Here is a 21,754-nt window from a genome sequence, read left to right on the forward strand (position 1 = left end):
ATTCTCTATAAAATAAGAAAAGCACTTCTATATGGAAGTGCTTGTTTTATTAGTGATGATCCGCTTCAGGAGTCGGCTCGTTCGGAATGATTGCACTAATAATAAAGATTAAAACAGTAAAAATAACTGCAAGGATTGCACTAGTTGTTAAGCTGAATTCTACGGCTAAAATGGAACTTACAACATAGTTTAACATCGTAACTAAAAGGAAAGACCATACTAAAGTCATTAAATATCGCATTCATTTCACCTCTAAAAACTTTTTAAGTTAGTATACCTATATTCATCTTATTTATCATAACATAGGTCTGTAAAAAAGAACAATAAAGTTTTAGAACAATTCGTGAATTAAAAGGTTGAGGAAAAAATCTTTATGAGCTATAATTAAGACCAAGTACTAATTGTTAGTCGTAAAAACAGGGGGTTAAAAAATGAATGCTGGGATAATTGGAGTAGGCAAATATGTTCCCGAAAAAGTAGTGACAAATTTTGATTTAGAGAAAATTTTAGATACAAATGATGAATGGATTCGTACTCGAACTGGAATTCAAGAAAGAAGAATTGCGAGTGAAAACGAAGATACATCAGATTTAGCCTATGCAGCAGCTGCATCTGCTATAAAAAATGCTGAAATTTCAGCGGATCAAATCGGTTTAATTTTAGTGGCAACGGTAACACCTGACCGTGGATTCCCGAGCGTTGCTTGTCAATTACAGGAAAAACTAGGTGCTGTCAATGCCGCAGCAATGGATGTTTCCGCGGCATGTGCAGGGTTTATGTACGGACTTTCTACAGCAAAACAATTTGTTGAAAGCGGAAGTTATCAATATGTGTTAGTAGTAGGTGCTGAAAAATTATCCAAGATTACGGATTGGACAGACAGAAACACGGCAGTATTATTCGGTGATGGTGCTTGTGCAGCAGTGATTGGGCAAGTGAGTGAAGGTAGAGGTATTCTATCTTTCGAGTTAGGTGCAGATGGAACTGGCGGTAAACATTTATTTTTAAATGATCAAAAAGCGATTGCTATGAATGGCCGTGAAGTATTTAAATTTGCTGTGAGACAGATGGGAGAATCAGCGATTTCAGTTTTAGAAAAAGCAGGTCTATCAAAAGAAGATGTAGACTTTTTAATCCCTCACCAAGCAAATATTCGAATTATGGAAGCGTCTAGAGAACGATTGAATTTGCCAGAAGAAAAATTATCCAAACGTATTCATAAGTATGGAAATACTTCTTCAGCATCTATCGGACTTGCGTTAGTAGATGAGTTAGAAGCTGGAAAAATTAAAGATGATGATATTATCGTTTTAGTTGGATTTGGCGGAGGACTTACATGGGGCGCTGTAGTGCTCAAATGGGGAAAATAATAGAAATCATAGCGTTTTTATAGTAACCTAATAAATAGTTTAGAACCTAAGGGGGATAAAGAGAAACCATGAAAAGAAGAGTCGTGATTACAGGTGTCGGAGCTGTTACACCGCTTGGTAACACAATTGAAGAGACATGGGAAAATTTAATTGCTGGAAAATCAGGTGTTGGACCTTTAACGAGAGTGGATGCTGAAAAGTTTCCTGTTAAAGTAGCAGCTGAAGTAAAGGATTTTGATATTGAACAATATATAGATAGAAAAGAAGCACGAAAAATGGACCGTTTTACTCATTATGCGTTAGCTTCTTCTATCATGGCAGTAAAAGATGCTGAGCTTGAGATTACGGAAGAATTAGCACCACGAGTAGGTGTTTGGATCGGTTCAGGTATAGGTGGTATGGAAACTTTTGAAAATCAATTCGAAACGTTCCAACAACGTGGGGTACGTCGGGTAAGCCCATTCTTTGTACCGATGATGATTCCAAACATGGCTTCTGGTCAAGTGTCCATTCACTTAGGAGCAAAAGGTATCAATTCATGTTCTGTAACGGCATGTGCATCTGGGACTAACTCAATCGGGGATGCTTTTAAAGTAATCCAACGTGGCGATGCAGATGTGATGATTACTGGTGGTGCTGAGGCGCCAATCGTAAATATGGCAGTAGCAGGATTTTGCTCAAGTACTGCATTGTCATTAAATCCGGATGCCCAAACTGCTTCCCGTCCATTTGATGCGAATCGTGATGGATTTGTTATTGCAGAAGGTGCTGGTATTTTAGTATTAGAAGAATATGAACTTGCTAAAAAACGTGGTGCAAAAATTTATGCAGAAATAGTAGGATATGGTGCAACAGGTGATGCTTATCATATTACTGCTCCAGCTCCAGAAGGTGAAGGAGCTGCCCGTGCTATTCAACAAGCATTAGATGATGGTGAAGTAAGTCCATCATTAGTAGGTTATATTAATGCCCACGGAACAAGTACTCAATATAACGATTTATTTGAAACAAAAGCCGTAAAAACAGTATTTGGCGATCATGCATACAAATTGGCAATGAGTTCAACGAAATCGATGACAGGTCATTTACTAGGTGCTGCTGGTGGGGTAGAAACAATCTTTACTGCTTTAGCGTTAAAAGAAGGTGTTTTACCGCCTACAATTAATTTAGAAAATCCTGATCCAGAATGTGATTTAGATTATGTACCAAACACTGCCCGTAGAGAATTTGTAGAATATGCAATGAGTAATTCCCTTGGCTTTGGTGGTCATAATGCAAGTTTATTGTTGAAAAAAGTCGATTAATTTTAATTCTGACATTATGTCGAAATAAAAGATGCCTTTAGCGAAAAGCTAAAGGCATTTTTGTTTATGAAAATGAATATTTAGTTATTAAAGGATGGTGGACATGTTTCGATTTATGCTCTTTTTATTTAGCTATGGAATTTGTGTCATGTCAGTAGGGAACTTACTACTTTATTTAAATTATCGAACACTAGGTTATTCATGGTCAGCAGTTTGGTCTTTTATTGTTGGAACCCATGAATTATACATAGCGATCGTGTCACTGATTATTTTATTTATTTTGATTTTCGACCTAATCCCATCGCGTTTTCCATTTTCTTAATCGTTTTAGATGCAATGGCATTGGCTTTCTCTGCCCCTTCATCTAAAATGCGATCTAACTCTTCAGAATGAATTAACTCGTTAAAGCGTTCTTGGACAGGCGTCAAATGTTCAATTAAACTTGTTGCGACCCCTTCTTTGAAAGCACCGTAGCCTAAGCCATCATATTTTTTCACTAATGTGGCAATATCTAGCCCTGTAACAGCTGATTCAATTGTTAATAAATTTGAAACACCTGGCTTATTCGTTTCATCAAATGCTACAAAGCCATCTGAATCCGTAACGGCAGATTTAATTTTCTTTTCAATTTGTTTTGGCGTATCGAGTAAACGAATCGTTGCCTTCGTATTTGGGTCAGATTTGCTCATTTTTTTCGTTGGTTCTTGAAGGGATTTAATACGAGCCCCTGCCTTCGGTAATTGAATTTCAGGAATGACAAAGACATCGCCGAATCGCTTATTAAAGCGTTCTGCTAAATCGCGAGTTAACTCGATATGTTGTTTTTGGTCTTCTCCAACTGGTACGATGTTTGTATTGTATAAAAGAATATCACCAGCCATTAATGGTGGGTAAGTTAAAAGACCAGCATTCACCGATTCTTTTCCATCGGATTTATCTTTAAATTGGGTCATACGTTCAAGTTCCCCAATCGTTGCTACACATTGTAACATCCAGCCAGCTTGAGCATGGGCGGGTACTTCCGATTGGATAAATAATGTTGCCTTGTTTGGATCAATTCCAACTGCTAAATAAGTTGCAGCTAATGTACGAATGTTTGATTGTAACTCTTTAGGATCTTGTGGAACGGTAATTGCATGCTGGTCTACTATACAATAAATGGCGTTTCCTTCATCTTGAAGGGCTGGAAACTGCATAAGTGCTCCTATGTAATTTCCTAATGTAATAACTCCTGTTGGTTGAACACCTGAAAAAATCGTTTTCATGTAAAAACCTCCTAATGTTCTTTAAAGATTTAATCTTTTTAAAAGTAAGCATAAAAAAACATCATACGTCCATACGTTTTCACGTAATGGGACGAATGATGTTGAATCCGCGGTACCACCCAGTTTGTCATTAATGACCACTTTGACTTCGTAACGAGAAGTAAACGGGCTTTACTACTAAAAGTGTAAGTTCATAAAGCCAACTCGAAAGTCCATTCCTATTGCTCCGTCTTCTGTTTACACCAACCACAGATTCTCTATGCACGGTAGGCAAAAGTACTACTCTTTTTCATCGTTTTTTCAATTTGTTTAAAAATTATATAAAAAATTAGAACTAAAAGCAAATATTAATTTATTTCTATTGTTGGAATGAAAATGAAAAAGTTTGGGTAGGATTGTATCGAAGAACGCAATAAATCGTTTTCCAGTTACGCTTTTCTTGAAAAAAACGTACTATTTAACAGAAAGTTGCGATATCTTCTCGATTAATGTCGGCTAATTGAGAATATTGAAATTGATGAATGGAAATAGTTTAATTTTTTATCTATAAGGGAAATAAATAGAGTAACTAACAATAAATTAAGAAATTCCGTTTTAAAAGAGAAAAAAATGACATAATTAATGTGACATGTTAATTCTTTTTTAATGGTAAGCTATATCCAAATGAAAAAGATTGTTGTATAATGAAAACATGTTTTTAAATTAAATTAATTCTAAACTAATAAAAGCTTGAGAATATACACACCGATACCACTTAGGAAGGAAGTGTAATAATGATTGTAACATTATTTACATCACCAAGTTGTACATCTTGTCGAAAAGCAAAGGCATGGTTAGAAGAACATGAGATTCCATATAGAGAGCGTAACATATTTTCTGAGCCATTAACAATCAGTGAAATTAAAGAAATTTTACGAATGACTGAAGATGGAACAGATGAAATTATTTCGACACGTTCAAAAATTTTCCAAAAATTAAATGTTGATGTGGAAAGTTTACCATTACAACAATTATATGAATTAATTCAAGAATATCCTGGATTATTACGTCGACCTATCATTTTAGATGAGAAACGTTTACAAGTTGGATATAATGAAGATGAAATCCGACGATTTTTACCAAGGAAAGTTCGTGCTTTTCAATTGTTAGAAGCACAAAAAATGGTGAATTAATTATTTTTAGGAATATTTAGATTCGTTAATCGATAAAATCCATTAATCTTGGATTTTATCGATTTTTATTTATATATCTAATTCTATTTTATAAAGTAGAAAAAAAGGAAAATTTTAATTCATTTTTCAAATCGTTATACTTGATTTCATCTGTATAGTCAACTACAATTTCAATATTCAAATTATTTTATTTGAACAGTGTTTTTTTCTTTTCATTTTAAATAGGTAATCATACAATAGAGTTATAGAATAAAGCATAGATATAAATAAAAACCGTTTTGTTCTGTAGCAAAAATTGCATTGTATTACTGGTCGTAAGTTTTTGAATTGTCAGGTTAAAACTGTACAATACAAAACATACTAAGAACGCTTTCTTTGTTTTTCAACGAATGACTGTGAAGGGAGTTGAGTCTAATGGACATCGAACGCGTAAACGAAAACACAATTAAACTCTTCATTACTTATCGTGATATTGAAGATCGTGGTTATAGTCGTGAGGAGATTTGGTATAACAGAGCAAAAGGGGAAGAACTTTTCTGGGATATGATTGGAGAGATCAATACAGAAGATTACTTTGATCTTGATGGACCAATTTGGATACATGTGAATGCTTCTGAACATGGTCTTGAAGTGATTGTAACTCGTGCTAATATAAATTCAGATGGTGAATCCAATTCATTATTATCAAGTTTTGAGGAACATCGAGATGCTGCCCATAACAAAAATTTAGATGAATCCATTTTTGATTCCTTTGAAGAAGAAGAAGTAAATCATCAAGGAACAAATCATATCTCTATTTACAAATTTAAAGATATTGATGAAATTATTCCTGTAGCAAATCGTTTGCTTCCATTCGGATTACAATCTTCTTTATTCAAATTTGAAAAATACTATTATGTAGCGATTGATTTTTCAAATATCACTGAAAAAGTTGAACGCCAAAATATTCGTTCCATTATTAATGAATATTTAGGTAGCTCGAAAATTTCGATTTATCGATTACAAGAATATGGTGAAGCAATCATGCCAGAAGATTGTTTTGAAACTGTAATTCAATATTTTGGATAAAATAAAACGAGGTGTCTTTTTCAAGGCATCTCTTTTTTTGCTTCTTACAAAAGAAGTAGCATTGGAAATTTTTATTTTGAAGACTTTACTAGTGGAATTGTTGAAAACATCTCTGCTCCTTTTTTAAAATAATAAAAAAGGGAGGTAAACAATGCTTGTAGCTTACACTGAACAAAATAAACGATTTGTACTGAATTCAAGCATACCGAAAACAACATTAAAGCAACTCAGACAAATGGAAAGATTTTATTGTCCCCAATGTAAAGAGCCCCTCCTATTGAAAATTGGTACTTTTAAAATTCCCCATTTTGCCCATTATTCCAAAAAAGAATGTGAGCATCGCTTTTCTGAAAGAGAGTCAGAACAGCATTTGTTAGGAAAAGAACAGTTATATCAATTATTCCATTATCTTGGATTACAGGTTGAAATAGAACCTTACCTATCCGAATTAAAACAACGACCAGATTTACTAATAGAAAAAGAAAATAGACGCTTTGCCATTGAATTTCAATGCAGTCCAATAACTTTGCAACGATTGAAGGAGCGAAATTTCGGCTATAAAAGTAACGGGATTGTACCTTTTTGGATTCCGAAAACACCTAATAAAAGTTATCAAAAAGGAATACAAATAATATCTTTAAATAAACAACTCCAACTATTTAAGATGACTGTTGACCGACATTCTTATATTATGGAGTACAATCCAATAGTGCGACAATTTCTTTATATGACTAATCTCATGCATCTATATGGCAATCGTTTTATTTCCAAAGTACAAGTGATTCCCCGAATGAAACAGCAGTTTCCCTTTTATATACCTAAACAATTAACCGAACAGGAGTTTAAACAATATTTCATTTTATTTAATCGTGTGAAGCATAATTATTTACAATCAGTTTTATTCGTTAATAAAAAGGGGGTACATCATTTACTTTTAAGAAGCCTTTATGAGCTTCGTTTAAATGGACAAACTCTCCCTAACTACATCGGCATACCGATTCATGGAAGTGAACATTTAAAAGTATCTCCATTAGAATGGCAAGCAGCCCTTTTTTATTTTTTGCACGTCACAAAAAAATCATTAGCCCAAATTAATCAAACCGTCATTCTACAATTTATAAAATGGGCAAAGTTACCTGAAACGAATTTTGCCATATCGGTTGTCCGTGATTATTGTAAAATACTCGAGTCTCTATCAATTGAGCATTATCGGCAATCAATTCATTACGAAGAATTATTTTATCAGTTATACAGTCATTTTCTTGCAATAAAAACTAAATATTGAGAAAATGGATTTGTAATTCGATTTACGAAATAAATGGTATGGGAGGTCATTACATGGCAAAAAAAGTGTTAACACGAGAAGAAGTACCTGTTGAATTAACATGGGACTTAGAAGGGATTTTTCCTTCAGACGAGGCATGGGAACAGGAATTTAAGGAAATTGAAAAAATACTACCAGAGGCGGATCAATATAAAGGAAAAGTAGCAGAAAGTGCAAAAAATTTATATGACACTTTACAATTTAGCGATAAATTATCCGAACGCTTTGGAAGACTTTATGTTTATAGCCATTTAAAACATGACCAAGATACGACGAATGGAAAGTATCAAGCGATGGATAGTCGAGTTCGTTCTTTAGGTGCGAAGCTATCTGCTGCATGGTCCTTCGTAACACCAGAAATATTATCGATGGAAGAAGAAACGATTCAACAATATATTCGTGAGTATGAGCCGTTAACTTTATATAATCAAATGTTAACGGAACTCAATTTACAACGTCCACATATTCTTACAGCAGATAAGGAAGAGCTCCTTGCCCAACTTGGAGAGGTGACAGGTTCCTCAAGAAATACGTTTAGTGCATTAAATAATGCGGATTTAGAATTTCCTACTGTAAAAAATGATGAAGGGGAAGATATTCAATTAACCCACGGCAATTATATAACGTTTCTAGAAAGTGATAACCGAGAAGTGCGAAAAAATGCTTTTAAAGCAATGTACGATACTTACGGTAAGTTTAAAAATACTTTTGCTTCTACTTTAGCTGGGAATGTAAAAACCCATAACGTTAGTGCTAGAGTACGACAATATAATTCTGCTAGACATGCGGCAATGAGCAATAATTATATTCCTGAGAAAGTGTACGATCAATTAATTTCGACCATTCATGAATTTTTACCTGTTCTTCATCGTTACGTGTCATTACGTAAACAAGTTTTAGGTGTTGAAGAGTTGCATATGTATGATCTATTTACACCGCTTGTAAAAGAAGTGAAAATTGAAATGCCTTATGAAAAAGCAAAAGACATTATGGTGAAAAGCTTTGAACCACTAGGTGAAGAATATCAATCGAATGTTCAAAAAGGATTGGAAAGCCGTTGGGTAGATGTACTTGAAAATAAAGGGAAACGTAGCGGGGCATACTCTTCTGGTACTTATGGAACAAATCCATATATTTTAATGAATTGGCAAAATAACTTAGATAATTTATTTACGTTAGCCCATGAATTTGGTCATAGTATGCACAGTTTCTATACGCGTCAAAATCAACCATATCCTTATGCTTCTTACTCTATTTTCGTTGCGGAAGTAGCATCAACATGTAATGAAGAATTATTATTTGATTATTTATTAAAAACTACAGAAGATCCGCAGCATAAAATTTATTTATTAAATCATTGGTTAGATGGATTCCGCAGTACCGTTTTCCGTCAAACGATGTTTGCTGAATTTGAGCATATCGTTCATGAATTGGATCGTAACGGGGAAGCCATTACAGCTGAACGACTAAATGAAATTTATTATGACTTAAATAAACAATATTTCGGCGATGACATGACAGTCGATGAAGAAATTGCATTGGAATGGGCAAGAATTCCTCATTTCTACATGAACTATTATGTTTACCAATATGCAACTGGACAAAGTGCTGCCACTGCCTTAAGCAAACAAATTTTAGAAGAAGGGAAACCTGCTGTAGATCGTTATATTAACAATTTCTTAAAAGCTGGTTGTTCCAACTTCCCAATAGAAGTATTAAAAGCAGCAGGTGTGGATATGGAGTCTCCAAAGCCTATTCAAGATGCATGTAAAGTATTTGAAGAAAAATTAAATGAATTAGAAAGCCTTTTATTAAAAAAGTAAATAAAACGAATCTTGTTGGTGCTACACATTAAAGTGTGGCACCATTTTTTTGTAAAAAATCTATGAAAATATCCTTTTCCATTAATATATTTTTCATTTAAAACTGCCTTCGGAGAGGATGGAAACCATTGAAAACGTTTACTATTTGACGATTTTGTGAAACAACTGTAGTTTCGTTGCATCCCTTATCTTTCCGTGATAAAGTAAATACGTGAAATAAATCACATAACAAACATACACCCCTTTGTTTGAACGTGAACATTTCTCCCATCCCCTTTGTGAAAAGAGGCGTCATTATTCTTGTAGAAGGATAATGACGCCTCTTTTATTTTGTTCATATATTTCCAATAAAAAAGGCTCTATAATATTTGTTGGGGTTTGAAAAAATTTCATAAATAAAAAAGCACGTAATCACCGATTTCTATATACTTGAATTGTCGAGAAACAAGCAATGAAAGGTGATACGTGCAAATGAATTTTAACATGAATATTCCAGGATTAAAAGGTGTAACTGTTCATAAGGTGGAGGAGATGGGGGAACGTATTGTTCTACACGTTTCCATACCAAAAAAAGAACATCAATGTCCAGCATGCAAGAATATAACATCAAAAGTCCATGATTATCGAATTCAAAAAATTAATCATTTAAAATGGTTTGAACGATTAACCGTCCTTTTTTATAAACGTCGTCGTTATGTATGCCAATGTGGGAAACGTTTTTCAGAAAAATCCCCTTTCGTGGATAAATATCAACGTTTCTCGAAAGAATGGAATCAAGTTGTACGAATCCGTTCAATAAAGGCAAAAACATTTAAAGAAGCAGCTGAAGTACTTGGTACATCAAGCTCAACAGTGATTCGTCGCTTTAAAGAAGTAGTAAAGGAACAATTAAATGAAGGGGTTCATTTACCAAAATGTATCGCGATTGATGAATATAAAGCAGATACCGATGCGGGAACTTATCAATTAATTATTGCCAATGCGGAAACACATGAACCAATTGATATTTTACCAAATCGTAGAAAAGAAACCATTAAGGATTACTTGATGAAATACGGTGCAGATGTAGAAATTGTGGTTATGGACATGAATCCAAGCTTTAAAGCAGCAGTTAGGAAGGCGTTAAATCGCCCGATTATTATTGCGGATCGCTTTCATTATTGTCGTTATATTTACTGGGCACTAGATGAAGTACGTCGAAATGTTCAAAAAGAATGGCATGCATATGATCGAAAGAAATGTAAGAAAATGCGTCATGTACTATATAAACGATTTGATAAGTTAACAGAAACGAATCGTTGGTACTTAAATCGTTACATAGGAATGTCGAAGGAACTAAAGCAAGCCTATGAATTAAAAGAAGCTTACTGCGAATGGTTTGATTGGGCAAAAACTTCAAATGATTTGATAGAAATAAAAAAAAGATTAGAAGCCTTTTACCGAAAGGTAGAAAAAGCAAATATTCCGGCATTTTTAAAGGCCATTCAAACGCTAAAAAATTGGCAAGTTGAAATTTTAAATAGTTTAAGTTTTGGATATTCAAATGGTTTTTTAGAAGGAATTAATAATAAATCAAAAGTTTTGAAGCGTAATGCTTATGGTTTTAGAAGCTATGAACACTTTAAAGCGAAAATTTTATTAAATAATTTATCTAAGAAAATTGGGATTCATTTAGGATAATCGGGGTGCCGTGTAATATCACTTCACCCCAACATTTGACATAGAACCATAAAAAAAGACAAAGACAATGAAAGTCTCTGTCTATTAATAGAATAATAGATGAAATAATAAGTGCTCTATTGAATACATTTTTTGCGCCATAACGTTACATCATCGTTTGCTAGGCGTTCAATTTTTTGCTGAAGCATTCGTTTTTTTAATTCTCGTTCTGCTTCTTGATGAGAAATTGAATAAATTTCTGCCACATCACTAGTCGTTAGTATATGGAAGCGATTAAACAATTCATCAAAGGTAGGAAGGGGATTACAAGTGATTTCTTCATTGATCATCTCTTGTAAAATTTGAACATAAACTTCATAGGCATACATTCCACTAACTTTTAATCCCTCATCTTCAATACATTCATTAAAGAAAACAATTGTTGGAATTTCGTCAACTTCCATCTCATGGGTTATATGCAAATCACATTGAAAGGCTCTTGCTGCTTCCTTCGAACCGAAATCGGAAATGAATTCATCAAAATCGATATTTGATTCTTTTGCAATTTCAATTAACACAGAATAGGAAGTTACATTTTTCGTTTTTAATAACGCATGTTCTTGTAGCTTTAATAAATAGCGAGTCGCAGCTTTTTTACCTTGAAGTTCCGCTGCTTTAATCGCAATAGATGGGAGTGCCGGATGGGTAATGTCCAATTCGGCACCAGTCATGCATCCCTTTGTACGACGACTTAGCGTATTTAAAGAGGCTAGCTTTGTACTTAAAATATAACGCCAAGTAAAATAATGTTCATACTCTACAGTTAACTTTCGTAGCATCGTTTGCATTGTTAATGCCTTTTTACAAAGTGGATCGAGAAAAATATATAATTCTATTGGTTTTGTAATAGAAGGTGCGGCAGGTTTCGATAATAATTGGACATTATTCATTCAAACTCCTCCTCATCTTCATTTGGCGAATTAATCATATGATTAGCCGTTAAGACAAGTCGTTGATAATAGACTTCACGGAATTTGCCTTCCAATCCGACTTCATCCATCGCCTCTTTCATACATTCCAACCAAGCTTGTGCACGATCTGGTGTAATTTTAAAAGGTATATGACGAGCTCTTAACATCGGATGACCGTGTTCTTCTGTATATAGATTTGGCCCACCTAAGTACTGGGTCTGAAATTGAATTTGTTTTCTAATAGTTTCAGTTAAATCTTCTGGGAAGATCGGTTTTAACTGTGGATGCTTCGCAACACGTTTATAAAAAGCGTGAAGGAGGTCAGAAAGTTTTTCAGCACCAATTTCCTCGTAAGGAATCGTATATTTTCGATTCATAGGTGTACTCCTTTACTTCTTTTATAAGTATACGTAATGAAATATCTGCGTATTGCATACCGTATAATCAATTGACAACAAAAGTAATTAAGCCAAAATAGCTATCGTTAGTAACCTTTATCAAAAGGTGTTAGTTATATTCTAACAACGTAATCCCTTTTTCACAAACAAATCGCATATATGAGGGGAAAATAGATTGAAAGAATGACTGTAAACCTATTACGCCTTGTAATATCCTAATACGTTATTAACATAATGTATAGTTTCTTTAAATGGTGGAATGCCGTCATATTTCGTTACATTCCCTGGTCCCGCATTGTATGCTGCTAAAGCAAGTTCAACGTTCTGATCAAATTTATTTAACATTTGACTTAAATATTTTGTTCCACCCATAATATTTTGGACAGGGTCAGTTGGATCTTCTACACCGAGGTATCTAGCTGTGCCTGGCATTAGTTGCATTAAGCCTGTAGCGCCAGCGGAACTAACCGCCTTTTCATTAAAGTTTGATTCTTGCTTAATAACTGATGCAATTAGTTTTTCAGGCACTCCATATAATTCAGATGCCTGTGCAATAATATCAGCATATGCTTCAGCACCAGCTAATACATTTTTGTAACCTGTCGAATTAACATAATCTTTATTTATATGGTTTGTAAATAGATTGTTATCAACGTCTTGAATTAATTCGTTGTAATAAGGAGATAAATATTGGGCATCACTGTTATAGGCAAAATTTGATAAGTAATTATTATCTATTAAATTCGTTGTAGGTTCATTTTGTATGCTTGCATAATAGCCAAGTAAATTTTCTGAGCTATTTATGGAAGTGGATGAAGTCAGCATCATTTCTTCCAATAATTGTGTAAAGATGGAATTGCCATCCGATAACGATTGAACGTTTGATATGTTACCAAATGATTGAATTGCTTGAAGTTCAAGTAACTTCTTCATTGATGATATTTCCAATCCGCTTCAACCCTTCCTATCATTTAAAGCTTTCATAAAGCGGGCGATTTTTTTATCTGCCGCTTGAATAGCGATTTGATTTTCTTCTAAAAAGTTCTGGAAAATTTCTTTTCCTTCGATTTCATTATCTGTTTCATATTCTACCTCATAATCATCACACTGCAAATAGAAAGAGTGGTCAAATACAAGAGTTCCACCTTTGTAATTAATTTCCACACGGTCTGTCGTTAATGAACCGAATAATTTTAATTCTTCAATGGGAATGTTCAATCGATTTAATTGTTCCTTTACTTTGTCGGCAACAAATCCATTTCCTTGAAGCATATTACGAGCTTGCTCCTCAGTAATTTCTTCCGTTGTTTCTAGGTGAATGTTTTCTGCTGTTTTTTCTTTTAATGTGACAACAGTTTTATTTTTTGTTTGGCGAATCCGCAATCCAGAAGATAATGCTTTTAAATGAAATTGGGGAGTATCAAAGTAATGATTCGTTTGACGGACAATCATTTTTTCTTCTACTTGGAATTTTTTTAATAAGTTTTCATATTGTTCTTTTGTTAGTACATTTTTAAATTCAATTTCAAATTGTTGATTCATCATTTTTTCCTTTCTAAATATGTAATTTTCCACATTCTTTTTCTCGAAATGGAGGGGGCTATGTTAAAATATGAAAAGATAAGTGGTGAAGGGAAGTTACATAATGCGAAACCTTTATAAAATAGAGAAATGTCAATACTTACATAACGATTTACACTTTAGTTTAAACGAAAGTCTAAATAGAATACAAATTGAACCTGCTGGACAAGTTCTTGCAGATTCGGATAACCTCGCTTTTATTTATTTAGTTGAAGAGGGGGATGGGTATAGCTACGTACAAATTCCTCAAAAATTTTGGTCAGAACTTGTTCAATTAGTGAAGCTAAACCGTGATCCTTATTTAATGGTGAAAGATGAAAAAATTAAATTAACCAACTTTACGGAAGAATTGCATTCCCTTCTTTTCAATATTGAAGGAAATGATAATTACGGAAATGAGTTTGTTGGTACTGTAGAAAAAATTTTTAAAGAAATTTTAATTGGTGAATAGTAGGTAAACAAAATCATTTGCAAAGCCTAAAAAATGAATCATAAGCCAGAAATAATGCTGTCTTTGCGTTGGGGGGAGTCTTCTATGGTACCATGGGGTACATTTCTAAGTCCGTACAAACAGGCTGTAGATGAATTGAAAATTAAATTAAAAGGGATGCGTTCACAATTTGGAATTACGGGATCAACTTCTCCAATTGAATTTGTGACAGGTCGGGTAAAGCCATTAGCTAGTATATACGATAAAACCCTGGAAAAAGGAATAGCCTTTGAACCTTCTCAACAATTGGCTACCGAATTACAAGATATCGCAGGGCTACGAATTATGTGCCAGTTTGTTGATGATATTTCAACGGTAGTAAATTTAATTCGTCAACGGGATGATTTGAAAGTAATTGAAGAAAAAGACTATATTACACATAGTAAACCGAGCGGCTATCGATCTTATCATATGATTGTGGAGTATCCGGTAGAGACGATAACTGGCAAAGTGGAAGTATTAGCAGAAATTCAAATTCGTACCCTTGCTATGAATTTTTGGGCTTCCATTGAACATTCATTAAACTATAAATATAAGGGAATATTCCCAGAAGAAATTAAATATCGATTACAAAACGCGGCGGAAGCAGCTTTTAAATTAGATGAAGAAATGTCTTCGATTCGTAGTGAAATTCAGGAAGCTCAAGTTTACTTCAGTGAGATTAAAGAAGCAATCAATCCAAAAATACGATCAACTAATGAGGGAAAGGAGCGTGAGTAAATTGAAATTTTCTATTCAATCACGCAGAGATTCTCAATCGAATGAATTAATGGAACTTGCCAAAACGTATTTACAAGATTTTGGACTTGTCTTAGATGATGAAGAGCCGGAAATTGTTATTTCCATTGGTGGAGATGGGACGCTATTGCATGCCTTCCATCGCCATTCCCATCGTCTAAATGAAGTTGCCTTTGTTGGGATTCATACAGGTCATCTTGGTTTTTATGCTGACTGGAAACCGTCAGAGTTAGAGAAATTAGTATTATCAATAGCGAAAAATGAGTTCAATGTTGTGGAATATCCTTTGTTGGAAGTGCAAGTCCATACCCATCACGCCGAAACTGCAAATTATTTAGCTTTAAATGAGGCAACAATCAAATCTCCGGATGTTACGTTAGTAATGGATATTGAACTTAATGGGAATCAATTTGAGCGATTCCGTGGAGATGGCCTTTGTGTTTCAACTCCTTCAGGAAGTACGGCATACAATAAAGCGTTAGGTGGAGCAATTATTCACCCGACTTTGCAAGCATTTCAAATAACGGAAATGGCTTCGATTAATAATCGCGTTTTCCGTACCGTTGGATCTTCCCTTGTGTTACCTGCCCATCATAGTTGCACGTTAAAGCCGGTAAAAGACCAACAATTTACGATGACAATTGATCATATCCATCTCATCCAGGATGATTTAAAATGCGTTACTTTCAAAGTAGCAAACGAAAAAGTACGATTTGCCCGATTCCGTCCATTTCCATTTTGGGAGAGGGTACATGATTCATTCGTGTCGAATGAATAATGAGGAGAACATATGGGAAAAAGATTTCAATTACAATTCCAAGCGGAAGTAGATGGCCAACTTTTGCGGGATGCCATTAGTCGCCAAGGTATTTCTAGAAAAGCTTTAACATCGATTAAATTTAATGGTGGTACGATCCATGTTAACGGTGTGGAGCAAACTGTTCGTTATGTTTTAAAAAAGGGCGATCAAATTACAATTATTTTTCCAGAAGAAAAAGTAAGTAGTGGATTAATTGTAGAATACGGAAAATTGAATATTGTCTATGAAGATGAGGCATTGCTTATTTTAAATAAGCCTCCCTTTATGAATACAATCCCATCTCGGGAACAACCAACAGGTAGTATTGCCAATATGGTGAGTGGTTACTTTGAAGGGCAAGGTATTCCTTCTACTGTACATATTGTTACAAGACTTGACCGAGACACTTCCGGGTTACTGTGCATTGCAAAACATCGCCATATTCATCATTTGATGGGGCTACAACAAAGGAATAAGATGATCAATAAACAATACGAAGCGATGGTCCACGGTCATGTCGTATTAGATGAGCAAATTGTTGAAGCCCCAATCGGACGAAAAGAGACAAGTATTATAGAAAGGGAAGTTCGACATGATGGTCAATATTCCCGAACCGATGTTAAAGTCTTAAAAAGAGGGTATATGAAAAATGGAGAGCCGATTACCCATGTAAGGTTAAAGCTTCATACCGGAAGAACCCATCAAATACGTGTCCATATGGCTTATCTTGGTCATCCTTTAGTTGGAGATGAGCTATATGGAGGAAGTCGAGAGCTGTATAATAGACAAGCCCTTCATTGCGTTTTACTTGAAATGAACCATCCATTAACAGGAGAGAATTTACATTTTTCCAGTGAAATACTTGAATCGATGGCACGGTTATTGAATCATGAAAGTTGAAGATGTTCGAGTACTCGAACATCTTTTATTTTTCTGATGGAATTATAAAAATATTATGATGTTTTAAAAATAGGTTTACGTAGAAGCAAAATCCACCTATTATAATAACTTGAGAGGAGGGGACATGTATGGTAGAGCAACAACAAAATAAAAATGAAGAACTATATAATGTAGAAGAGTTACGTCAATATTTACTGGAAGGTAATATTGAAAGTTTCCGTGAAAGCTTTTTAGAACTTCATCCATATGATCAGGCACAATTTTATGAGAAGGTTGGACCTGACATACGTAAAACAATCTATCAATTCTTGTCTCCTCAAGAAATGGCTTTAATCTTTGAAGCAATTGAATTAGAAGATGAAGAATATGAACAATTTTTAAAAGAAATGGACACTGTATATGGGGCAGAAATGCTTTCTTATATGTATACCGATGATGCGGTGGACGTTTTAAATGAATTAGATGATGAACACCGTGAAAGCTATTTAGAAATTATGGATAGTGAAACGGTTGAAGAAATTAATGAGCTCCTAGCATATGAGGAATATACTGCTGGTGCCATTATGACGAAGGAATACGTTTCGATACTTGAAAATTCCACTGTACGTTCAGCCATGACGGTTCTTCGTAATGAAGCACCGAATGCGGAGACGATTTATTATGTATTTGTTGTGGATGAAAATCATTGTTTAACAGGCGTTATTTCGTTACGTGATTTAATTATTTCCGACGAAGATACGTTAATTAAAGATATTATGAACGAACGTGTTGTCTATGTAAAAGTTTCTGATGACCAAGAAGACATCGCGCAAATTATGAAAGACTATAACTTCCTTGCCATTCCGGTTGTAAATGAGTCAAATAAATTAATAGGGATTATTACAGTCGATGATATTATCGACGTTATCGATGAAGAGGCTTCCGACGATTATTCAAAGCTAGCTGGTGTAACGGATATTGACGATATTGAAGCAAGTCCCTTTAAAGCGGCAACAAAACGATTGCCTTGGCTCATTATGCTACTGTTTTTAGGAATGATAACGGCAACTTTAATGGGTCAGTTTGAAGAAACGTTAGATAAAGTTGCTTTACTCGCTTTATTTATTCCGCTCATTTCCGGTACTTCAGGGAATAGTGGGACACAAGCATTAGCTGTAGCCGTGCGCGGTATAGCAACAGGCGAAATTGATGAAAAAAGTAAAATGAAGATGTTGCTTCGGGAAGTGCTAACAGGATTAATAACAGGAATTGTTTGTGGGTTAATTGTCGTCGGGATTATTTTCGTATGGAAACATACGTTAGTTGTTGGGTTATTAGTAGGGGCGGCTATCAGTTGTTCAATATTAGTTGCTACGATTGCCGGTTCCTTTATTCCATTATTAATTCATAAGCTTGGAGTAGACCCTGCTGTCGCTTCAGGTCCTTTTATCACAACCCTTAATGACGTAACGAGTATATTAATCTACCTAGGATTAGCTACAACATTTTTAGGACAGTTGAGTTAACTTTAACAATGGAGGTGGCGTGATTCACGAAAAATTTCATTTTGCATATTTATAAGTAAAAAAGGATGTGTAAAATGGAAGAACCTTTATTGTTTATTCCAACTCCGCCGTTTTATTATATCGAGTTGGATAAGGAAGAAACGCAACAGTTTTTTGAAGAGAGTACTTCTGTCTATGAAATTTCTCGATCAGAGAAAACAAATTCGGTCATTGCAAAACAGCTTTATTATTTTTGTCAGCCAGTTAGAAAGAAAAGTGGACGTGTTCTCGTATTAAATTTACGAAATAACGAAAAAGTAATTGGTGTGATTGAAGAATTTGATGGCTATCAAGTGAAGATGAAAGTTAATGAAAATGTGGAAGTCATTAATGGAACAGATATTGTATCGATTTCTACAAAATATTAATAAAAGTCGGCAAATCCTATTGGATTTGCCGACTTCTTTTTTTCATGTTAGTCACAAATGTGTAAGTTTGTATCTTTAATACATTGAACTCCTGCAAATGCTGAAAGATCTACTGTTAAACAAGTTTCTGTTTTCTTGAAGTCGCATACGTCTGGGATTAAACATAAAGATAATCCTGTTTCATCTTCATTTAATAAACTTACTTCGTCACCTTCAGACATATCAACTGGAGCAACTACACGTAATGTAGCACAGCAATCAAAGGCATCTTCCACTCTGAAGAATGGTGATGGATGCATTCCACCTAATTTTGATTTATACCATGCAAAGAACGGTAAGCCATTTGTATTTAATAACATGAATACTCGAGTATCTGCTTGTTGTCTTGATGGGAAAGCAAGACCACCTAGTGGTTCTAAGAAGCAGCTTGTGCCACAGCCGTCACAGTCGTCGTTTACTGCTTGATTTTGTATATCTAATATTGTTTTTACAACTTCACAAACACACCCTTCATGATGATGTGATGTGCCACCGATATTATTATTTCTTCCACAACCCATTATCATTTCACCTCACTTTATCATAGCTTCAATCTACAATATGTCATTTTGAAAAGGAAAACCGGGCGATAGTTTATAGGCGTTTAAAATTCCTCACCATTTTTATGAAAAAAATTACCCTTTTACCTAATTGGACGCACTGAATAAATTCGCTTTTTCATGAGCATAATGGGTTAAAAAGGGGGTTGAATTTTGAAAAAATTGGCATCACTTTTATTTGTCCCATTTTTTTTAATCGGATGTTCAAATGAACAAACTATTCAAGTAACAGATTTAGCTGCTGATGAGGAGAAACGAGTTGAAATTGAGGAATCGATACGTAATCAGGAAGAAATATATTCAGCAACGGCTATTTTTGTTAAAGATGAATTATTAGTTTCCATTCAAGTAAATCCTTGGCTCGGATTTAAAGAACAAAAAGTAGAAAAAAGACTTCAAAAGGAAATTGAAGAAAAATACCCCGATTTAAAAGTTCTTGTATCCTCAGATTACAAATTGCATTGGGAATCCCAGAAGCTTTTAGAGGAAGAGAATGAGAAAAAAATGGCGGATGAAATTAAAAAGTTGAAAGATTTAGCAAAGGAGGAAACATAAATGGATCCGCAAGAATATCAACAGTTGGAGCAACAAATGACTCCTCCTACTCCGTACTTTAAAAATGTGCTAAAAGCCTTTTTTGTTGGAGGTATTATTTGTACGATTGGACAAGCAATTACTTATTTATATGTAATCTTTTTTAATTTTACAGAACAAACTGCTGGTAATGCGACAGTAGCAACGATGGTTTTTATAGCTATGATATTAACTGGATTAGGTTTATATCGGAAACTTGGTCAATTTGCAGGGGCTGGTAGTGCAGTACCGGTAACAGGATTCGGTAATGCGGTTATTTCAGCTGCAATCGAAGGGCGAACAGAAGGATTTGTTCTTGGTGTAGGAAGCAATATGTTTAAATTAGCTGGCTCTGTTATTTTATTTGGTGTCGCTTCCGCTTTTTTTGTAGCTCTTATTAAACTTATTTTAGTATCGGTGGGCGTGCTAGAATGGTAATTTTATTCCCATCAAAACCATCAATTCTTGCTTGTGGAGCCGTAGCAGGGCCAGTTGAAAGAAAGAGTGTATTTTATTCATTTTTTGACTCTGTCATTGAAGATGAAAGATGGGGACAAAAGACGAATGAACAAGGTCACTCTCAAATGATTCAAGAAGCTTGTGACATTCTAATGAAAAAAGCCAATATAAACAATTTAGATGTGGATTTCTTTTTAAGTGGAGATTTAGTCAATCAAATGACACCTACCAATTTTGCAGCTCGAGAACTGGCTATTTCCTTTATTGGATTGTTTTCAGCATGTGCTACATCTATCTCTTCTGTTATTATTGCCAGTCTACTTACGGAGCTAGGAGCTTCGGAGCTGGCTATAGCAGGAGCTTCGAGTCAACATAATTCTATTGAACGACAATTTCGTTATCCAATTGATTATGGTGCTCAAAAACCTGCCACTTCTCAATGGACAGTAACGGCAGCAGGTTATGCCCTTGTTGGAAAACATAATCCTAAATATCCTTCGATTGTAGCGGGGACAGTAGGGAAAGTAGTTGACTATGGTGAAGTAAGTCCGTTTCATATGGGAGGAGCAATGGCGCCTGCAGCTTATGACACGATTACTTCCCATTTGAAAAAACGTCATCAAAAAATAACGGATTATGATCTGATCATGACTGGAGATTTAGGGAAGATAGGATTAAAAATTTTAAAAGCGATGTTTGCTCAAACGGGTGCCAAACAGGAAGATTTAGATATATTAAGGGATGCTGGAGCAGAGTTTTACGGTGATGATAAGACGTTTCAAGCTGGAGCTAGTGGCGCTGGGTGTTCAGCATCCGTATTTTTTAGCTATATTGAACAGCAACTTAAAATAGGACGTTATAAAAAAGTATTACTAGTTGCGACAGGCGCTCTACTCTCTCCAATGTCATTTCAACAAGGGGAGACAATACCTTGTACTGCGCATGCAATCGAAATAACGATGGAGTGAGGCGAGAGAAATGCTTTTTTTTAACTTTTTAATTGCATTTATTGTTGGTGGATTCATTTGTGTTATTGGCCAATTATTAATGGATGTTTTCAAATTAACACCCGGCCACACATTATCAATATTAGTTGTAGTAGGTGCCGTTTTAGATGGACTCGGTTTATATGAACCGTTAATCGACTTTGCAGGTGCAGGAGCAACTATTCCGATTACGTCCTTCGGGAATTCCTTAACCCACGGTGCTTTAGCTGAAGCAGAACGGCACGGTTGGGTTGGTGTATTAACAGGAATGTTTGAAGTAACAAGTTCCGGTATAAGTGCTGCAATTGTATTCGGTTTTATTGCAGCGTTAATTTTTAAACCAAAAGGTAAAGCAAATTAGAC

The 21,754-nt window shown here is 34.8% G+C and carries 24 protein-coding genes and 1 other annotated feature; of the genes, 17 read left to right on the plus strand and 7 right to left on the minus strand.

Annotated elements, in window-relative coordinates; translation table 11 throughout:
• Positions 1-49: 49 nt before the first annotated feature.
• On the minus strand, positions 50-241 hold the full coding sequence (locus tag MHH69_RS04520; protein ID WP_122971014.1) for a YjzD family protein: 192 nt from the start codon (positions 239-241) through the stop codon (positions 50-52).
• Positions 242-431: 190 nt separating this feature from the next.
• Here MHH69_RS04520 and MHH69_RS04525 point away from each other — a divergent pair, with 190 nt between their 5' ends.
• The gene (locus tag MHH69_RS04525) at positions 432-1,370 is read left to right on the plus strand and encodes a beta-ketoacyl-ACP synthase III (RefSeq protein WP_122971013.1); all 939 of its coding nucleotides are present in this window, start codon (positions 432-434) and stop codon (positions 1,368-1,370) included.
• A gap of 68 nt (positions 1,371-1,438) precedes the next feature.
• Entirely contained in the window at positions 1,439-2,674 is a 1,236-nt protein-coding gene (fabF, locus tag MHH69_RS04530; RefSeq protein ID WP_122971012.1) for a beta-ketoacyl-ACP synthase II, read from the plus strand.
• Between the two features lie 275 nt (positions 2,675-2,949).
• Here fabF and trpS read toward each other — a convergent pair whose 3' ends face one another.
• Positions 2,950-3,939, minus strand: coding sequence for a tryptophan--tRNA ligase (trpS, locus tag MHH69_RS04535; protein ID WP_122971010.1), 990 nt, complete (start codon positions 3,937-3,939; stop codon positions 2,950-2,952).
• Positions 3,940-4,023: 84 nt separating this feature from the next.
• Positions 4,024-4,241, minus strand: a binding site (T-box leader).
• Between the two features lie 474 nt (positions 4,242-4,715).
• Between trpS and spxA the strand changes: the two genes are divergently transcribed.
• The 5 genes from spxA to MHH69_RS04560 all read left to right on the plus strand — a co-directional run bounded on the left by spxA (position 4,716) and on the right by MHH69_RS04560 (position 11,006).
• On the plus strand, positions 4,716-5,111 hold the full coding sequence (spxA, locus tag MHH69_RS04540) for a transcriptional regulator SpxA (protein WP_174232646.1): 396 nt from the start codon (positions 4,716-4,718) through the stop codon (positions 5,109-5,111).
• A 414-nt stretch (positions 5,112-5,525) separates the two neighbouring features.
• Positions 5,526-6,179, plus strand: a complete 654-nt coding sequence (mecA, locus tag MHH69_RS04545; protein WP_122971008.1) for an adaptor protein MecA — start codon at positions 5,526-5,528, stop codon at positions 6,177-6,179.
• Between the two features lie 151 nt (positions 6,180-6,330).
• Positions 6,331-7,464, plus strand: coding sequence for a competence protein CoiA (locus MHH69_RS04550; RefSeq protein WP_122971007.1), 1,134 nt, complete (start codon positions 6,331-6,333; stop codon positions 7,462-7,464).
• A 53-nt stretch (positions 7,465-7,517) separates the two neighbouring features.
• Entirely contained in the window at positions 7,518-9,326 is a 1,809-nt protein-coding gene (gene pepF / locus MHH69_RS04555) for an oligoendopeptidase F (RefSeq protein ID WP_341361824.1), read from the plus strand.
• A gap of 465 nt (positions 9,327-9,791) precedes the next feature.
• Positions 9,792-11,006: an ISL3 family transposase gene (locus MHH69_RS04560; protein WP_136292374.1), complete on the plus strand. Its 1,215-nt coding sequence runs from the start codon at positions 9,792-9,794 to the stop codon at positions 11,004-11,006.
• Positions 11,007-11,122: 116 nt separating this feature from the next.
• On the opposite strand, the gene MHH69_RS04565 is transcribed toward MHH69_RS04560, so the two are convergent.
• From MHH69_RS04565 to MHH69_RS04580, 4 genes are all read right to left on the minus strand, one after another.
• Positions 11,123-11,935, minus strand: coding sequence for a DsbA family protein (locus tag MHH69_RS04565; protein WP_341361825.1), 813 nt, complete (start codon positions 11,933-11,935; stop codon positions 11,123-11,125).
• Complete coding sequence (locus MHH69_RS04570; protein ID WP_122971004.1) at positions 11,932-12,333, minus strand: globin domain-containing protein; 402 nt, start codon at positions 12,331-12,333, stop codon at positions 11,932-11,934. Before MHH69_RS04570 ends, MHH69_RS04565 begins: the two co-directional genes overlap by 4 nt.
• 219 nt (positions 12,334-12,552) lie before the next feature.
• Positions 12,553-13,302, minus strand: a complete 750-nt coding sequence (locus tag MHH69_RS04575; protein WP_277749708.1) for a lytic transglycosylase domain-containing protein — start codon at positions 13,300-13,302, stop codon at positions 12,553-12,555.
• Between the two features lie 6 nt (positions 13,303-13,308).
• Positions 13,309-13,899 (minus strand): CYTH domain-containing protein, encoded by a 591-nt coding sequence (locus tag MHH69_RS04580; protein ID WP_338322884.1) that lies wholly within the window; start codon positions 13,897-13,899, stop codon positions 13,309-13,311.
• Positions 13,900-13,999: 100 nt separating this feature from the next.
• Between MHH69_RS04580 and MHH69_RS04585 the strand changes: the two genes are divergently transcribed.
• The 6 genes from MHH69_RS04585 to MHH69_RS04610 all read left to right on the plus strand — a co-directional run bounded on the left by MHH69_RS04585 (position 14,000) and on the right by MHH69_RS04610 (position 18,774).
• Positions 14,000-14,386 (plus strand): UPF0738 family protein, encoded by a 387-nt coding sequence (locus MHH69_RS04585; protein ID WP_122971001.1) that lies wholly within the window; start codon positions 14,000-14,002, stop codon positions 14,384-14,386.
• An 84-nt stretch (positions 14,387-14,470) separates the two neighbouring features.
• Complete coding sequence (locus tag MHH69_RS04590) at positions 14,471-15,145, plus strand: GTP pyrophosphokinase (protein WP_122971000.1); 675 nt, start codon at positions 14,471-14,473, stop codon at positions 15,143-15,145.
• Between the two features lies 1 nt (position 15,146).
• The gene (locus MHH69_RS04595; RefSeq protein ID WP_241559269.1) at positions 15,147-15,941 is read left to right on the plus strand and encodes an NAD kinase; all 795 of its coding nucleotides are present in this window, start codon (positions 15,147-15,149) and stop codon (positions 15,939-15,941) included.
• Positions 15,942-15,953: 12 nt separating this feature from the next.
• Positions 15,954-16,862, plus strand: a complete 909-nt coding sequence (locus MHH69_RS04600) for an RluA family pseudouridine synthase (protein WP_122970998.1) — start codon at positions 15,954-15,956, stop codon at positions 16,860-16,862.
• A gap of 128 nt (positions 16,863-16,990) precedes the next feature.
• Positions 16,991-18,367, plus strand: a complete 1,377-nt coding sequence (mgtE, locus tag MHH69_RS04605) for a magnesium transporter (RefSeq protein WP_122970997.1) — start codon at positions 16,991-16,993, stop codon at positions 18,365-18,367.
• Between the two features lie 74 nt (positions 18,368-18,441).
• Positions 18,442-18,774, plus strand: a complete 333-nt coding sequence (locus MHH69_RS04610) for a 4-diphosphocytidyl-2C-methyl-D-erythritol kinase (protein WP_122970996.1) — start codon at positions 18,442-18,444, stop codon at positions 18,772-18,774.
• Positions 18,775-18,821: 47 nt separating this feature from the next.
• Here the strand turns inward: MHH69_RS04610 and MHH69_RS04615 are convergent, their stop codons facing one another.
• Positions 18,822-19,334 (minus strand): CotY/CotZ family spore coat protein, encoded by a 513-nt coding sequence (locus MHH69_RS04615; protein WP_122973378.1) that lies wholly within the window; start codon positions 19,332-19,334, stop codon positions 18,822-18,824.
• A 192-nt stretch (positions 19,335-19,526) separates the two neighbouring features.
• On the opposite strand from MHH69_RS04615, the gene MHH69_RS04620 reads away from it, so the two are divergent.
• The 4 genes from MHH69_RS04620 to spoVAE are packed head-to-tail and all read left to right on the plus strand — an operon-like array spanning position 19,527 to position 21,752.
• On the plus strand, positions 19,527-19,928 hold the full coding sequence (locus MHH69_RS04620) for a hypothetical protein (RefSeq protein WP_122973377.1): 402 nt from the start codon (positions 19,527-19,529) through the stop codon (positions 19,926-19,928).
• On the plus strand, positions 19,929-20,384 hold the full coding sequence (spoVAC, locus tag MHH69_RS04625; protein WP_341361826.1) for a stage V sporulation protein AC: 456 nt from the start codon (positions 19,929-19,931) through the stop codon (positions 20,382-20,384).
• A complete protein-coding gene (locus tag MHH69_RS04630) occupies positions 20,378-21,373 on the plus strand; it encodes a stage V sporulation protein AD (RefSeq protein WP_122973375.1) in 996 nt (331 codons plus the stop codon). The genes spoVAC and MHH69_RS04630 overlap by 7 nt, the downstream gene beginning before the upstream one ends.
• Before the next feature lie 10 nt (positions 21,374-21,383).
• Positions 21,384-21,752 (plus strand): stage V sporulation protein AE, encoded by a 369-nt coding sequence (gene spoVAE / locus MHH69_RS04635; protein WP_122973374.1) that lies wholly within the window; start codon positions 21,384-21,386, stop codon positions 21,750-21,752.
• Positions 21,753-21,754: the final 2 nt, after the last annotated feature.

The organism is Ureibacillus sp. FSL E2-3493 (assembly GCF_038077515.1).
GTDB classification, from domain to species: Bacteria; Bacillota; Bacilli; order Bacillales_A; family Planococcaceae; genus Ureibacillus; species Ureibacillus halotolerans.